This window comes from Nonomuraea mangrovi (assembly GCF_042681425.1).
GTDB lineage: Bacteria > Actinomycetota > Actinomycetes > Streptosporangiales > Streptosporangiaceae > Nonomuraea > Nonomuraea mangrovi.
This window is the reverse complement of sequence record NZ_JBHUFV010000016.1, coordinates 118513-133295: the sequence shown is the minus strand read 5'-3', so window position 1 is coordinate 133295 and position 14783 is coordinate 118513. Positions and strand designations below refer to the sequence as shown.

Here is a 14783-nt window from a genome sequence, read left to right as displayed (position 1 = left end):
GGAGTCTCATGGTCAAGGACCTGCTCAGGCGGCAGCACATCGAGACGCCCTCGTGGGCGTACGGCAACTCCGGCACCAGGTTCAAGGTGTTCGCTCAGCGGGGGGTGCCGCGCGACCCCTACGAGAAACTGTCGGACGCCGCCCAGGTGCACGCCTTCACCGGCATCGCGCCGACCGTGGCGCTGCACATCCCGTGGGACAGGGTCGACTCCTACGCGGACCTCGCCCGCCACGCCCACTCGCTCGGCGTCGGCATCGGCGCGATCAACTCCAACGTGTTCCAGGACGACGACTACAAGCTCGGCAGCGTCACCCACCCCGACCCCGCCGTCCGCCGCAAAGCCCTCGACCACCTGCTCGAATGCGTCGACATCATGGACGCCACCGGGTCCGCGACGCTCAAGCTGTGGTTCTCCGACGGCACCAACTACCCGGGCCAGGACGACATCCGCGAGCGCCAGGACCGGCTCGCCTTCGCGCTGGAACGGGTCTACGAGCGGCTGGGGGAGGGGCAGCGGCTCCTGCTGGAGTACAAGCTGTTCGAGCCCGCCTTCTACGTCACCGACGTGCCCGACTGGGGCACCGCCTACGCCCACTGCCTCAGGCTCGGCGACAAGGCGCAGGTCGTCGTCGACACCGGACACCACGCGCCGGGCACGAACATCGAGTTCATCGTGGCGTTCCTGCTGCGCGAAGGGAAGCTCGGAGGGTTCGACTTCAACTCCCGCTTCTACGCCGACGACGACCTGATGGTGGGGGCCGCCGACCCGTTCCAGCTCTTCCGGATCATGTTCGAGGTGATCCGCGGGGGAGGATACGGCCCGCAGGTCGCGTTCATGCTCGACCAGTGCCACAACATCGAACCGAAGATCCCCGGACAGATCCGGTCGGTCATGAACGTCCAGGAGGCCACGGCGAAGGCGCTCCTCGTGGACCGGGACGCGCTGGCCGCCGCCCAGCGCGAAGGCGACGTCCTCGGCGCGAACGCGGTCCTGATGGACGCCTACAACACCGACGTGCGGCCGTTGCTGGGCGAGCTGCGGGCGGAGACGGGCCTGGACCCCGACCCGATGGCGGCCTACGCGAGATCGGGCTACTTCGAGAAGATCGCCGCCGAACGCGTCGGCGGCGCCCAGGCGGGCTGGGGCGCCTGATCCCGCACGCCCACCACGCCCGCCGGCCCGGTATCCCTCCTCTCGTCGGGAGCCGCATCCCACCGGCCGGACGGCCGGGCGCCACGCCGAGGCCACTCGCCACGCACCACGTTCAAGCACCCGTCGACACGCACACACCCAGCAGCACACACCCCAAGGGAGAGACCTGATGACGGTTACCGAGCTGCTCGACCGGGCCCACGCCCTCGGCTCGGACCCGCGCAACACCAACTTCGCCGGCGGCAACGCCTCAGCGAAGGGCGTGCGGCGCGACCCCGTGACCGGCGGTGACGTCGAGCTCATGTGGGTGAAGGGATCGGGCGGCGATCTCGGTACCCTCACCGAGGGCGGTCTGGCCGTCCTCCGCCTGGACCGGCTCCGCGCGCTCGTCGACGTCTACCCCGGCGTCGAGCGCGAGGACGAGATGGTCGCCGCCTTCGACTTCTGCCTGCACGGCAAGGGCGGCGCCGCGCCGTCCATCGACACCGCCATGCACGGCCTCGTCGAAGCCGCCCACGTCGACCACCTGCATCCCGACTCCGGCATCGCCCTCGCCACCGCGGCCGACGGAGCCGAGCTGACCGCGCGGATCTTCGGCGACCGCGTGCTGTGGGTGCCGTGGCGGCGGCCGGGCTTCCAGCTCGGCCTCGACATCGCCGCGCTGAAAGAGGCCAACCCACAGGCCATCGGCTGCGTGCTCGGCGGCCACGGCATCACCGCGTGGGGCGAGACGAGCGAGGAGTGTCAGGCGAACTCCCTGGAGATCATCCGCACCGCCCAGCAGTACATCGAAGAGCACGGCAAGCCCGACCCCTTCGGCCCGGTGATCCACTCCCCGCTGCCCGACACCGAGCGAAGGGAGCGCGCCGCCGCCCTGTTCCCGCTGATCCGCGGGCTGTGCTCGACCGACGCGCGCCAGGTGGGCCACTACACCGACAGTCCAGCGGTCCTGGAGTTCCTCGCCCGAGCCGAACACCCCCGCCTGGCCGCCCTGGGCACCTCCTGCCCCGACCACTTCCTGCGGACCAAGGTGTCCCCACTGGTCCTGGACCTGCCGCCGAACGCGCCGTTGGACGAGGTCGCCGCCCGTCTCCGCATCCTGCATACCGAATACCGCAGCCACTATGCCGCCTACTACCAACGGCATGCCGTACACACCTCACCGCCGATGCGCGGCGCGGACCCGGCGATCGTGCTGGTCCCTGGCGTCGGCATGTTCTCGTTCGGCAAGGACAAGCAGACCGCCCGGGTGGCAGGCGAGTTCTACGTCAACGCGATCAACGTGATGCGCGGCGCCGAGGCCGTATCCACCTACGCGCCGATCCCCGAGTCGGAGAAGTTCCGCATCGAGTACTGGGAGCTCGAGGAGGCCAAGCTCCGCCGTCTGCCCAAGCCCAAGCCGCTGGCCGGACGCATCGCGCTGGTCACCGGCGGCGGCTCCGGCATCGGCGCCGCCACCGCCCGCCGCCTCGCCGCCGAGGGCGCCTGCGTCGTCGTCGCCGACCGCGACCTGCCCGCCGCCGAACGGATCGCCGCCGAAATCAACAACGGATCCGTTCACCCACCCGCCGCCGCACCGGCCCCGGGCCCCGCTCCCCGTCCGTCCGCCGCCGCCTCTGGCGCGTCGGTTCGCGAGCCCGGTGTCGGATCCGTTCACCCATCCGCCGCCGCACCGGCCACGGCCCCCGCTCCCCGTCCGTCCGCCGCCGCATCCGGCGCGTCGGTTCGCGATCCCGACGACGGCACCCCAGGGAAACCGGCGGGCGGCGTCGGCGGGCGTGGGCCTCGCCCGGCGGATGTGGCGGTGGCCGTGGGGGTGGACGTCACCTCGGAGGAACAGGTCGTCGAGTCCGTACGGCAGGCGGTGCTCGCCTTCGGCGGTGTCGACCTGATCGTGAACAACGCGGGCCTGTCCCTGTCGCGCTCCCTCCTGGAAACCACCCTCGACGACTGGGACCTCCAGCACGATGTCATGGCCAGGGGCTCGTTCCTGGTCTCGCGCGAGGCCGCCAGGGTGCTCCTTCTGCAGGACATGGGAGGGGACATCATCTACATCTCCTCCAAGAACGCCGTCTTCGCCGGTCCGAACAACGTCGCGTACGGGGCGGCCAAGGCGGACCAGGCGCACCAGGTCCGCCTGCTGGCGGCCGAGCTCGGACCGCACGGCATCCGCGTCAACGGGATCAACCCCGACGGTGTCGTCAGAGGCTCGGGCATCTTCGCCTCCGGATGGGGTGCCAACCGCGCGGCGGTGTACGGAGTGGAGGAGGAGAAGCTCGGCGAGTTCTACGCGCAGCGGACGTTGCTGAAGCGGGAGGTCCTCCCCGAGCACATCGCGGCGGCGGTGTTCGCCCTGACCGGCGGGGACCTGTCGCTCACCACCGGCATGCACGTTCCCGTCGACGCGGGTGTGGCCGCCGCCTTCCTGCGCTGACCCGCTTCACAAGAGCTCACGCGCTGAAAGGGCTCAAGGGCTCACGGGCACAAGGGGTTGCGGGCAGGCATCGCATGTGTCCGTGCAAGCGCATCACAGGTGTCCGGGGCCGGTTGGACGGCGAGATCCGACCGGCCCCGGTCGGTTCCCCAAGGTGCCCGCGGAGGGCAGCGACTTGCCAGAGTCCGCATCGTCTTCCCGAGCTTCCCAGGGGCGCGGTGGTTTGGGCCTTCTGCCGTGCCGTACCCGAAGGAATCGTGAGCGGCATGAGAGCAGCGATCCTGATGACAGCCGTTTGCGCCCTCCTCGTCGCCACCCCCGCCCAGGCCGTCGCCATTCGGCCCGACACCATCGCCCTGCCCAACGGGTTCCAGCCTGAGGGCATCGCGATCGGCTCGCGTCACGCGGCCTACTTCGGCTCCCGCGCCACCGGCGACATCTACCGGGCCGATCTGCGCACCGGCGAAGGCCGTGTGATCAGCAAGGGGCCCGGTACGGCGTCCCTCGGGATCAAGGTCGACCGCAGGGGCCGGTTGTTCGTGGCGGGCGGCCTCGGTGGAGACGCCCGCGTGGTCGACTCGCGTACGGGTGCGGTGCTCAAGTCGTTTACGCTCGCCACCGCGCCCTCGCTCGTCAACGACGTGTTCCTCGCCTGGGACGCGGCCTGGTTCACCGACTCGACCAATCCCGTTCTCTACAAGGTCCCGGCGGACCTGCGCGGCGAGGTGACCAGGCTCCCGCTGACGGGCGCCATCCGGTACGGCACCGGCATCAACGCGAACGGCATCACCACCACTCCCGACCGCCGTTCCCTGCTGATCGTGCAGTCCAACACCGGCAAGCTGTTCAAGGTGAACGCGGACACCGGCGCGACCACCGAGGTCGACCTGGGTGGCGAGTCGGTGGCCAACGGCGACGGCCTGCTGCTGGAGGGCCGGACGCTCTACGTGGTCCAGAACCGGCTGAACGCCATCGCCGTCGTACGGCTGACCGCCGACGGCTCCAAGGGACGCGTCACCAAGCGGATCACCGACCCGCGCTTCGACATCCCCGCCACCGTGGCGCGCGACGGCGACCGCCTCTACCTGCCCAACGCCCGCTTCTCCACCCCGCCCACTCCGGACACGACCTACTCGGCGGTGGCCGTCCGTCCGTAGAGCTCGTCGCCCGCGGGGCCGGACGGCATGGCGGTCACGCGAGGGGCGGCCGGTCGAGGGAGCCGTCCGCCTAGCATGGCCAGGTGAACGAGATCGACCTGCGGCATCTGCGCCGCTGCGTGGAGTTGGCCGCCGAGGCACTGGAGGCGGGCGACGACCCGTTCGGTTCGGTGCTGGTGGCCGCGGACGGCACCGTCCTGGCCGAGGACCGCAACCGGGAGACGTCGGAGTCCGACCCCACCCGCCATCCCGAGATCGACCTGGCCAAGTGGGCGGCGGCGAACCTGCCCGTGGAGGAACGGGCCGGCACGACGCTGTACACCTCGGGCGAGCACTGCCCGATGTGCTCGGCCGCGCACGGCTGGGTGGGGCTGGGGCGGATCGTGTACGCCGCCTCGTCCGCCCAGTTCGCCGAGTGGCGGGCCGAGCTGGGCCTGCCCGCCTCGCCGGTCAGTCCGCTGCCGATCCGGCAGGTGGTCCCCGGCATCGCGGTGGAGGGTCCCGCCGCGGAGCTGGAGGAGGTCGTGCGTGGCCTCGTGCGCCGTTCGGCGGGGAGGTGATATGCCGAAGGTATGGCAGACAAAGAGCCCGTGACCGAGCTCGACGCCCGGTTCAGCAGCGACAAGGCCACTCCGACGAGCTGGCGTGAGGCGCGCGGCATCCTGGAGGCGGCGGAGATCTACTGGCTGACGACGATACGACGGGACGGCAGCCCCCACGTCACTCCGCTGATCGGGATCTGGCAGGACGGCGCGCTGCACTTCTGCACGGGGCCGACCGAGCAGAAGGCCAGGAACCTGGAGGCCGACGCCCGATGCGTGCTGACGACCGGCGCCAACTCCTTGACGACGGGGGTGGACGTGGTGGTCGAGGGTACGGCGGTGCTGGTGGAGGACGAGGCCAGGCTGGGTCGCCTGGCCGAGGCGTACGAGGCGAAGTACGGCCACGACTGGCATTTCGACGTCGAGGACGGAGCCTTCACCCACGAGGCGGGCAGGGCGCTGGTGTTCGGCGTCGCGCCCGAGCGTGGCTTCGGATTCGCCAGGGAAGGCGAGTACGGCCAGACCCGCTGGCGGTTCTGACCGCCGGGTCTCCGATCAGGACTCGGCGGCGAGGGCGGGGAAACCCGTCCGCCATGTGGGCCAGGCGGGTGTCCAGCCCAGGGCGCGGGCCTTCGCGTTGGAAGCTCCGCGCTCCCAGCCCTCCCGTCCCACCGCAGCCCCCGCGCCCGCCGGAGGGATTTCAGAAGGGCCGGTCGTGACCGGCGGCGCCGGTTCGCCGAGCGCGGACGCCAGCACGGGCACCCACTCCCGCGCCGGTGCGGGCTCGTCGTCGACGACGTTCACGACTCCGTCGGGCCACTCGAGCGCCAGCAGCGCCGCCCGCGCGGCGTCCGCCACGTGCACGAACGAGCTGACCGCCGCCCCGGCCTTCAGCTGTCCCTCCCGGAGCTGGTCGGCCGCCCACTCGCCGGGGAAGTACCAGGTCCCAGGCCCGTACAGCAGCCCGTACCGGAGCACGACGTGCCGTTCGATCTCCGCCGCCGCGGACTCCAGCGCCATCGCGGGCCCGACCAGCCCTTCGCGCGCCAGGTCCAGCGGCTCGTCCTCTGTCGCGGGCTTGTCTCCCGCCGCGTAGACCCACGAGATCGACTGGGCGACGATCCGGCCGACGCCCGCCTTCAGCGCACCGTCGACCAGGTTGCGGGTTCCTTCGCGCCTGATCCGCGCGTTCTCGTCGAACCGGCGCTCGCCCAGCGCGGTCAGCTGATGGATCACCGCCTCGGGCCGGGCGGCGGCGAGCGCGCGAAGCGTGGACTCGCGGTCGAAGACGTCCAGCCGTACGGCGTCGGCCCCTGCGGCGGTGATCGCGGCGAGGCCGGCGTCAGATCTGGAGGTGCCGACCACCTCGTGTCCCGCCTCCAGCAGCATCGGAACCAACAGGCGACCGATGGCGCCGTTGGCTCCGGCGAGAAGAACCCGCATGCGACTCACCCCTTCTCCGCTCCTTCGCCGGCACCCCGAAGAAGCAGCGCTGCAACACCGCGACGATGACGGCGACAGGGATCGTAGCGAGGAGCGCGGCGCCCCGGTTCAGCGGGTACCGGGTACCGGGTGCCGACGCCGAGCGAGCGGCTGACCAGGTCGGCGTAGCCGTCGTCCATGCCGAGCCGCGGCCGATCATTACCGTGAGTAACATCTGGACCGGCCCGGCGGCAGTGGATACTTTTGACCCTCTTCCCAGCAGAGGGCGATGATGAGCGACGAAACCCCAGAACGGCTCCCGATGCGCGAGGACGCCGAACGGTGCCCCGGCACCGACGGTGACCGGCGCTGCGTCCTCCCGCCCGAGCATCGCGGTGACCACGTCTACCCGCCGCTCAGGTGAGGGGAGCGCCGCACGACAAAACAAAACCCCAGGCCAGAAGGCCTGGGGTGGAGTGTGGTGGACGATACTGGGATTGAACCAGTGACCTCTTCCGTGTCAGGGAAGCGCTCTCCCGCTGAGCTAATCGTCCTCGGGTCCGAGCGGAAGACGGGATTCGAACCCGCGACCCTCACCTTGGCAAGGTGATGCTCTACCACTGAGCCACTTCCGCGTTGCCGCTTGTTCGCGACGACGAAGAGAACTGTACCGAATCCTTGCCCAGTCCCCAAACCGAGCGCCTCGGCGGCGAGACGGGCCCGTGCGTCAGGCCGACACGGCGGCGCCGGACCACGACAGCCTCGTGCGGTCCCGCGCCCGGCCTGGGCAGGCCACCGCTCACGGGGTCTTGGCGCGGGCGCGGAAGGCGGCGGTCTTCACCCGGTTCTGGCAGGCGGTGGAGCAGAACCGGCGGGTGCCGTTGCGGGAGACGTCCACGTAGACGCGGTCGCAGTGCGGCGCCGTGCACACTCCGAGCCGATCGTGGAACTCGCTGCCCAGCACGATCGCCAGCGACGTCGCGCAGCTGGCCGCCCAGTCGCCCGCCATGGTGCCGCCGGGCCCGTGGAAGTGCAGGTGCCACGGCTCCCCGTCATGGCGGTTGAGGTGCGGGCGGGCGTCGGTCTCGTCGAGCAGCCGGTTGATCTGATGGGCCGCCGAGTCGATGTCGTCGGCGTCCACCGCCTCGAACACCGTGCGCAGCCGTTCCGCGACGGCGGCCAGCTCGGTCGCCTCCGTCTCGCCTGCCTCCCTGTGGCGCGGATAGCCGGCGCGCAGGCCTTCGGTGGCCGCCGCCGGCAGGTCGGAGGGCAGGACATAGGTGCGGCCCCGCCGCTCGCCGGGCGTCAGGGCGTTGACCAGGCCCACGGCGACCCGCACCACTCCATCGTTGTGACTGTTGAATTCCACTTGACCAGTTACACCTTTGCGCTCTACGTTGTGACTGCCGAAATTGTAAACGACGGTCACAAGGAGATCTTCGTGCTTACCAACGATGCCGCCAAGGAATGGATCGCGCGCTGGGACCGCCAGCAGGAGGGCTACCTGCCCGACCGCGAGGAGCGTTTCACCGCGCTGATCGACGCCGTGGAGGCGATCGGGCGTCCCGACCCGCTCGTCATCGACCTGGGATGCGGCCCTGGCTCGCTGTCGGCCCGATTGGTGGAGCGCCTGCCGAAGGCCACGGTGATCCCCGTCGACGCCGATCCGCTGCTGCTCGGCCTGGGCCGCGCCGCCTATCCCCATCTGGACTTCGTCTCGCTCGACCTGCGCACCCCCGGCTGGAGCAGGGAGCTGGGCCTCGACAGGCAGGTGGACGCCGCGGTGAGCACCACCGCGCTGCACTGGCTCTCCGCGCCCGAACTGGCTGTCATGTACGGCGAGCTCGCCTCGGTGCTGAGGCCTGGCGGGCTGCTGCTCAACGGTGACCACCTGGACTCCGACGACGCCACGCCGTCCATCGCCCGGCTCGAGCGCGCCGTACACGACATGGAGACCGAGCGGTTCTTCGCCGGCGACCGCCCGGAGGGCTGGGGGCAGTGGTGGGAGGCGGTGGCCGCCGACCCCGCCCTGTCGGCGCTCAACACCGGCCGCAGCACGGCGGGTGCCGCGCACAGCGGCTCGGAGTCCAATCTGCTCTCGACGCATGTCGAGGCCCTGCGCGGCGCCGGATTCGCCGAGATCGGCACCCTATGGCAGCGCGGCAACAACCGCCTGCTGTGCGCGGTGGTCGGTGTCTAGACCGTCCCCCTGGGTCGGCGCCGAGACGTGGCCGCGCAAGCCGGTGCTCGCGCGGCCCGTTTCGCGGCCGTCGGCGGGCTCCTCGCCGACCAGGCCCGTCCCGCTGGCTCCGTTGTGGTGATTCGTTCCCGAGTGGGGCATGAGAGGCATAGCGGGGGCCATGTCCTGTAAGGAGCTAACATCACATACGCCGGTTACCTGAGCGAGAGAGTGCAAAATGCGCGACAACGAAGTCGTGAACGTCGGGCCTGAGCCGCTGACCTTCACCGACGTGATCCGAGTGGCCCGACACGGTGCCCCCGTCCAGCTCACGGACGACGCCATCGCCGCGATCTCCGCCGCCCGCCAGCGGGTGGACGAGCTCGCCGAGAGCCCGACCCCCGCCTATGGCGTCTCGACCGGTTTCGGCGCGCTCGCCACCCGGCACATCGACCCCGAGCTGCGCGCCCAGCTGCAGCGCTCGCTGGTGCGCTCGCACGCGGCGGGCAGCGGGCCCGAGGTCGAGACGGAGGTGGTGCGCGCGCTGATGCTGCTGCGCCTGCACACGCTCGCCACGGGGCACACCGGCATCCGTCCGACGACCGCCAAGACCATGGCCGCCCTCCTGAACGCGCACATCACCCCTGTCGTCCACGAATACGGCAGCCTGGGCTGTTCGGGAGACCTCGCGCCGCTCGCCCATGTCGCCCTGACCTTGATGGGCGAGGGCGTCGTCAGGGACAGGTCAGGAAAGGTCGGGCCGAGCGCCGAGGCGCTCAAGCAGGCCGGCATCGAGCCCGTCGAGCTGGCGGCCAAGGAGGGCCTGGCCCTGATCAACGGCACGGACGGCATGCTCGGCATGCTGATCCTCGCCATCGACGACCTGACCAGGCTGCTCAAGACCGCCGACATCAGCGCCGCCATGAGCGTGGAGGCGCTGCTCGGCACCGACCGCGTCTTCGCCCCCGAGCTGCAGGCCCTGCGCCCCCAGCCCGGCCAGGCGCTGGCGGCGGCGAACATGGTCCGCGTCCTGAAGGACTCCGGCATCATGGAGAGCCACCGCGACCCGAGCGCCTGCACCCGCGTCCAGGACGCCTACTCCCTGCGCTGCGCGCCGCAGGTCGCGGGAGCCGCCCGCGACACCGTCGCCCACGCCGCGAACGTCGCCACGTGGGAGCTGGCCTCCGCCGTCGACAACCCCGCCGTCCTGGCCGACGGTCGCGTGGAGTCCAACGGCAACTTCCACGGCGCGCCTGTCGCCTACGTCCTCGACTTCCTGGCGATCGTCGCCGCCGACGTCGCCTCGATGTCCGAGCGCAGGACCGACCGCTTCCTCGACGTGGCCCGCAACCACGGCCTGCCCGCCTTCCTCGCCGACGACCCCGGCGTCGACTCGGGCCACATGATCGCCCAGTACACCCAGGCGGCCGTCGTCTCGGAGATGAAGCGCCTGGCCGCCCCCGCCAGCGTCGACTCGATTCCCAGCTCGGCCATGCAGGAGGACCACGTGTCCATGGGCTGGTCGGCCGCCCGCAAGCTGCGTCGCTCGGTCGACGGGCTGACGCGGGTGCTGGCCGTGGAAGTGCTCACCGCCGCCCGCGCGATCGACCTGCGCGCCCCACTCGAGCCGGCCCCCGCGACCGGCGCGGTGGTCAGGGCGCTGCGCGAGAGCGTGCCGGGCCCAGGCCCCGACAGGTTCCTGGCGCCCGAGATCGAGTCCGTCGTGCGCCTGGTGGCCGACGGCGCCGTCGTCTCGGCCGCCGAGTCGGTCACCGGCCCGCTGGCGTAGGAGCCGCGGCCTGTACGGCAGGCACCCGGCAGCCCGCCCTCGGCGCGTGGCGGGCCCGCGTCCAGGGTGACACTCCTCGGGAGCGCGTGGCGGCCCGCCACGCGCTCCCGAGGTCAGGGCAGGGCGACGATCAGGTCGATCTCCAGCAGCAGCCCCGGCATGAACAGCTTCGACACCTCCACGGTCGTGCTCGCCGGCGGGGTGCCGGTGATGTACTTCCTGCGCACCTGCCCGTACGCGAAGCGCTGGTCCATGTCCGTCAGGTAGGTCCTGATGAAGGCGATGTCCTCGAAACCCGCCCCCTGGTCGGCGAGGATCTTGCCGATGTTCTGGAAGACCGCCTCGGCCTGCGCGGCCATGTCGCCCTCGCCGACCAGGTCGCCCCGCTCGTCGAAGGCGGCCTGGCCGGAGACGTAGAGCATGTCGCCCACGCGGACGGCGTGCGAGTAGAACCCGTTGGTGGCGGGCACGCTCCCCGGGTTCACCGGCACCGCGCGGGGCCCCGCGTGCGCGGGTGGCGCGGCGACGTGTCCGGCGATCGACGTCAGGTCCCGCTCACCGAAGCCCGCCCTCACCGCCGCCTCCAGCCGAGCCTGCGCCGCGCCCGCCATCGTCGCCCCCTCCCACGCTCCCAGCCGCACATCCTTGGCGGCCAGCTCCAGCGCGTACCTGGTCTCGTCAGCCGGAGCCGCGATCCGCGACGCCAGAGCGCCCAGCGGCGTCCCGGCCAGCACTCCGGCCAGCGCCTCCCGCGAGACCCCGTGCGCCTCGCCGTACGCGAACGTCTCGGCCAGCAGCACCTGCGCCGGCACCAGCGCACCCATGACGGCCACCTTCAGCGCCGCGCCCGCCCCGAGCGGGCCGAGTTCGAGGACGTCACCGAAGACGGACAGCACCGACCTGCAGGCCGACACGTCGCCGCCCGCCAGCACCTTCAGCGTGCCGTCGGCGGCGGGGCCGACGCTGCCCAGCACGGGGGCGTCCACCAGAGCCACGGACGGGGGGAGCAGGTCGCGCAGCCGACGGACCGCCGCGGGCCCGATCGTGGACATCTCCACCACCGTCGCCCCGGGCCGCAGCCCGTCGAGCGCCTGGGTCAGCACCTCCTCGACGGCGGGGCCGTCGCGCAACATGGTGATGACCAGGTCGGCGCCCTCCACCGCCGCGCGCACCGGGCCGAGCCCGCGCTTCCACACCGTCACCTGGTGCCCGGCCTCGACGAGGCGGCGGGCCATGGGGACGCCCATGCGTCCCTGTCCGAGAAATGCAATCACGTCCAGATTCAAGCGTGATGCGAGCCATTCCACCACCGACTAGGCTGCATGCCAGCCATGCTTGAGACGAATGACTTGCGCCTGTTCGACGAGGTCGCCCGCGAAGGCTCCTTCACCGCCGCGGCCGAGCTGCTCGGCTACACCCAGTCGGCCGTGTCCCGCCGCGTCGCCGCCCTGGAGCGCGCCGCGGGCGGCCCGCTGTTCGTACGGCTGGCCAGGGGCGTCAGGCTCACCCCCGCGGGTGAGGCGCTGCGCAGGCACGCCGTCGCCGTCCTCGACCGCCTGGACAGGGCGCAGGAGGAGCTGGCCGCGATCCACCGGGGCAGCGGCGGCACGCTGCGCGTCGGCGCCTTCGCCACCGCGAACGTCTCGATGGTCCCGCAGGCGCTCAAGACGTTCGGCGAGCGCCACCCCGGCGTCGAGGTGCGCCTGACCGAGGGGCTGTCGGGGCGGCTGCTCGACCGGCTCGACGCCGGCGCCCTCGACGTGGCCGTGGTCAGCGACTACCCGGCGGGCCTGCCGTCGGCGGCCCAGACGGTGCTGCTGCTGGAGGAGAGGCTGCTGGTGGCGTTGCCCTCAGGGCACAGGCTCGCCGGCCGCGAGGTGATCGACCTGCGGGACCTGGCGGAGGAGACCTGGATCGAGGCGGCCCCCCGCGGCCAGCCGACGATCCTGACCGCCGCCTGCGCCAGGGCGGGGTTCACGCCGCGTGGCGGGCTGCGCGTGGCCGAATGGACCGGCAAGTTCGGCTACGTCGCCGCCGGGCTCGGCGTCACGCTGGTGCCCGAGCTGGCGGCGGGCGCCGTACCCGGCGACCTGGTGGTCCGGCCGATCTCCGAGGAGGGGCCGCGCAGGAAGGTCTACGCGGCGCTGCCGGAGGTGCCGCTGCCGTCCGCGCTGGCGCTGGTCGGAATACTGGGACAATAGGGTCGTGCACGACAGTTTCGCCCACGTCGGTGGCCTCCTGGCGACCAGGCTCAGGGATCTCACCACCGACCTGGCCGCCCTCGACAGCGCCGGTTGGTGGGCCGTCGTGGTCGACTACGAGGGCAAGGTCACCTGCGCCCGCTTCGACGACGTACGACGGGCGCCGCTCCCCTCGTCGGGGGCATGGCACGGGCCCGCGCCGGAGGAATGGCGCACCTCGCTCGACCAGGCCGCCTACGAACGCGGTGTGCAGCGCATCCGCGACTACATCGAGCAGGGCGAGGTCTACCAGGCCAACCTCTGCCGCGTCCTGTCCGCGCCGCTCGCCCCGGCGGCCGACCCCCTCGCGCTGGCTGCCAGGCTCCAGGAGGGCAACCCCGCCCCCTACTCCGCCGTGGTCAGCGTGCCAGGGCTGAGCGTGGTCTCGGCCTCGCCTGAGCTGTACCTCTCGCGCGACGGCTCCACCGTGGAGTCCAGGCCCATCAAGGGAACCGGCGTCACCGCCGCCGACCTGCTGGACAAGGACTACGCCGAGAACGTCATGATCGTCGACCTGGTCCGCAACGATCTCGGCAGGGTCGCCGAGGTCGGCTCGGTGACCGTTCCGTCGCTGTGCGCGGTCGAGGAGCACCCCGGCCTGGTCCACCTCGTGTCGACCGTACGGGCCACGCTGGCCGAGGGAACCGGATGGGCCGAGCTGTTCGCCGCGACCTTCCCGCCCGGCTCGGTGACGGGTGCGCCCAAATCTTCGGCCCTGCGCATCATCAATGAGCTCGAACCCGAGCCGCGAGGGCCTTACTGTGGGGCCGTGGGCTGGGTCGACGCCGACCGGCGCACGGCCGCGCTGGCGGTCGGCATCCGCACGTTCTGGATCACCTCAGGGGAGATCCGCTTCGGCACGGGCGCCGGCATCACCTGGGGCAGCGACCCTCGCGGAGAATGGCGCGAAACCGAGCTGAAGGCGTCGCGGCTCATCCATCTGGCATCCTCAGGAGGAAATCGATGAACGTTCCCGTCTGGGTCAACGGGGAACTGCTGGACCCGGCGCAGGCCACCGTCTCGGTGTTCGACCACGGGCTGATGGTCGGCGACGGCGTCTTCGAGACCGTCAAGTGCGTCAACGGCGAGTCGTTCGCGCTCACCAGGCACCTCGACCGGCTCAAACTGTCGGCCCAGCGCATGGACCTGCCCGAGCCGGACGTCGACGCCATCGCCGCCGGTGTGCGCCGCTGCCTGGCCGCGGCGCCCGCATGGCCGCTCGGCCGCATCCGCATCACCTACACCAGCGGTCCTGGACCCCTCGGCTCCGACCGTGGCGACCAGGGCACGACCGCCATCGTCATCGTCGGCGAGCAGGCGGCCTTCCCGCTGACCGCTGACGTGACCGTGGTCCCGTGGCCGCGCAACGAGCGTGGCGCGCTGGCCGGGGTGAAGTCGACCTCCTACGGCGACAACGCCAAGGCGCTGGCCTACGCCAAGGCTCGCGGCGGCGGCGAGGCCATCTTCGGCAACCTGGCCGGCGACCTGTGCGAGGGCACGGGCTCGAACATCTTCCTCGTGCAGGGCGGGCGCCTGATCACCCCGACGCTGGCCTCCGGCTGCCTGGCGGGCGTCACCCGCGCGCTGACGCTGGAGTGGTGCGGCGGCGAGGAGGTCGACGTGCCGCTGTCGGCGGTGTACGAGGCGGACGAGGCGTTCCTGACCTCGACCACCCGCGACATCCAGCCGATCAGGCTGGTCGACGGGACCGTGCTGCCGTCCGCGCCCGGGCCCGTCACGGCCAAGGCTCAGGAGATCTTCGCCGTCCGCGCGGCCGCCGACCCCGACCCGCGCTGATCTCCCCGCTCCGGCGCGGGCCGCAGGCGGCCGATCCGGTACGGCTCCCGCCGGCCTCGGGCCACCGCG

General features: G+C 71.8%; 14 protein-coding genes and 2 tRNA genes. 11 read left to right on the top strand and 5 right to left on the bottom strand.

Annotation, left to right across the window (positions count from 1 at the left end; translation table 11 throughout):
- Positions 1–8: 8 nt before the first annotated feature.
- The 5 genes from rhaI to ACFSKW_RS10750 all read left to right on the top strand — a co-directional run bounded on the left by rhaI (position 9) and on the right by ACFSKW_RS10750 (position 5827).
- Positions 9–1154 carry an L-rhamnose isomerase gene (gene rhaI, locus ACFSKW_RS10770; protein ID WP_379571784.1) on the top strand — a complete coding sequence of 382 codons (1146 nt, stop codon included), beginning with the start codon at positions 9–11 and terminating at the stop codon, positions 1152–1154.
- Between the two features lie 166 nt (positions 1155–1320).
- Positions 1321–3588, top strand: coding sequence for a bifunctional rhamnulose-1-phosphate aldolase/short-chain dehydrogenase (rhaD, locus tag ACFSKW_RS10765; RefSeq protein WP_379572103.1), 2268 nt, complete (start codon positions 1321–1323; stop codon positions 3586–3588).
- 266 nt (positions 3589–3854) lie between these two features.
- Positions 3855–4745: an SMP-30/gluconolactonase/LRE family protein gene (locus tag ACFSKW_RS10760; RefSeq protein ID WP_379571783.1), complete on the top strand. Its 891-nt coding sequence runs from the start codon at positions 3855–3857 to the stop codon at positions 4743–4745.
- A gap of 83 nt (positions 4746–4828) precedes the next feature.
- Positions 4829–5305, top strand: a complete 477-nt coding sequence (locus ACFSKW_RS10755; protein WP_379571781.1) for a nucleoside deaminase — start codon at positions 4829–4831, stop codon at positions 5303–5305.
- Positions 5306–5317: 12 nt separating this feature from the next.
- The gene (locus tag ACFSKW_RS10750; protein ID WP_379571779.1) at positions 5318–5827 is read left to right on the top strand and encodes a pyridoxamine 5'-phosphate oxidase family protein; all 510 of its coding nucleotides are present in this window, start codon (positions 5318–5320) and stop codon (positions 5825–5827) included.
- A gap of 15 nt (positions 5828–5842) precedes the next feature.
- Here the strand turns inward: ACFSKW_RS10750 and ACFSKW_RS10745 are convergent, their stop codons facing one another.
- A complete protein-coding gene (locus tag ACFSKW_RS10745) occupies positions 5843–6730 on the bottom strand; it encodes an NAD-dependent epimerase/dehydratase family protein (RefSeq protein WP_379571777.1) in 888 nt (295 codons plus the stop codon).
- A 268-nt stretch (positions 6731–6998) separates the two neighbouring features.
- Here ACFSKW_RS10745 and ACFSKW_RS10740 point away from each other — a divergent pair, with 268 nt between their 5' ends.
- Positions 6999–7133 carry a hypothetical protein gene (locus ACFSKW_RS10740; RefSeq protein ID WP_379571775.1) on the top strand — a complete coding sequence of 45 codons (135 nt, stop codon included), beginning with the start codon at positions 6999–7001 and terminating at the stop codon, positions 7131–7133.
- Positions 7134–7188: 55 nt separating this feature from the next.
- Here ACFSKW_RS10740 and ACFSKW_RS10735 read toward each other — a convergent pair.
- The 3 genes from ACFSKW_RS10735 to ACFSKW_RS10725 all read right to left on the bottom strand — a co-directional run bounded on the left by ACFSKW_RS10735 (position 7189) and on the right by ACFSKW_RS10725 (position 8078).
- Positions 7189–7263, bottom strand: a tRNA-Val gene (locus tag ACFSKW_RS10735).
- A 9-nt stretch (positions 7264–7272) separates the two neighbouring features.
- Positions 7273–7344: transfer RNA gene (locus ACFSKW_RS10730), tRNA-Gly, on the bottom strand.
- A 164-nt stretch (positions 7345–7508) separates the two neighbouring features.
- Positions 7509–8078, bottom strand: a complete 570-nt coding sequence (locus ACFSKW_RS10725) for a CGNR zinc finger domain-containing protein (RefSeq protein WP_379571773.1) — start codon at positions 8076–8078, stop codon at positions 7509–7511.
- 72 nt (positions 8079–8150) lie between these two features.
- Here ACFSKW_RS10725 and ACFSKW_RS10720 point away from each other — a divergent pair, with 72 nt between their 5' ends.
- The gene (locus ACFSKW_RS10720; RefSeq protein ID WP_379571771.1) at positions 8151–8909 is read left to right on the top strand and encodes a class I SAM-dependent methyltransferase; all 759 of its coding nucleotides are present in this window, start codon (positions 8151–8153) and stop codon (positions 8907–8909) included.
- 217 nt (positions 8910–9126) lie between these two features.
- Positions 9127–10677 carry a histidine ammonia-lyase gene (gene hutH / locus ACFSKW_RS10715; RefSeq protein WP_379571769.1) on the top strand — a complete coding sequence of 517 codons (1551 nt, stop codon included), beginning with the start codon at positions 9127–9129 and terminating at the stop codon, positions 10675–10677.
- Positions 10678–10790: 113 nt separating this feature from the next.
- Here the strand turns inward: hutH and ACFSKW_RS10710 are convergent, their stop codons facing one another.
- Positions 10791–11951 (bottom strand): Rid family hydrolase, encoded by a 1161-nt coding sequence (locus ACFSKW_RS10710; RefSeq protein WP_379571767.1) that lies wholly within the window; start codon positions 11949–11951, stop codon positions 10791–10793.
- Between the two features lie 57 nt (positions 11952–12008).
- On the opposite strand from ACFSKW_RS10710, the gene ACFSKW_RS10705 reads away from it, so the two are divergent.
- From ACFSKW_RS10705 to ACFSKW_RS10695, 3 genes are read left to right on the top strand one after another with little or no spacing between them, the layout of a single operon-like run.
- The gene (locus tag ACFSKW_RS10705) at positions 12009–12878 is read left to right on the top strand and encodes a LysR family transcriptional regulator (protein ID WP_379571765.1); all 870 of its coding nucleotides are present in this window, start codon (positions 12009–12011) and stop codon (positions 12876–12878) included.
- A gap of 4 nt (positions 12879–12882) precedes the next feature.
- Complete coding sequence (locus tag ACFSKW_RS10700) at positions 12883–13884, top strand: chorismate-binding protein (RefSeq protein ID WP_379571763.1); 1002 nt, start codon at positions 12883–12885, stop codon at positions 13882–13884.
- Entirely contained in the window at positions 13881–14714 is an 834-nt protein-coding gene (locus ACFSKW_RS10695; RefSeq protein WP_379571761.1) for an aminotransferase class IV, read from the top strand. The genes ACFSKW_RS10700 and ACFSKW_RS10695 overlap by 4 nt, the downstream gene beginning before the upstream one ends.
- Positions 14715–14783 lie beyond the last annotated feature (69 nt).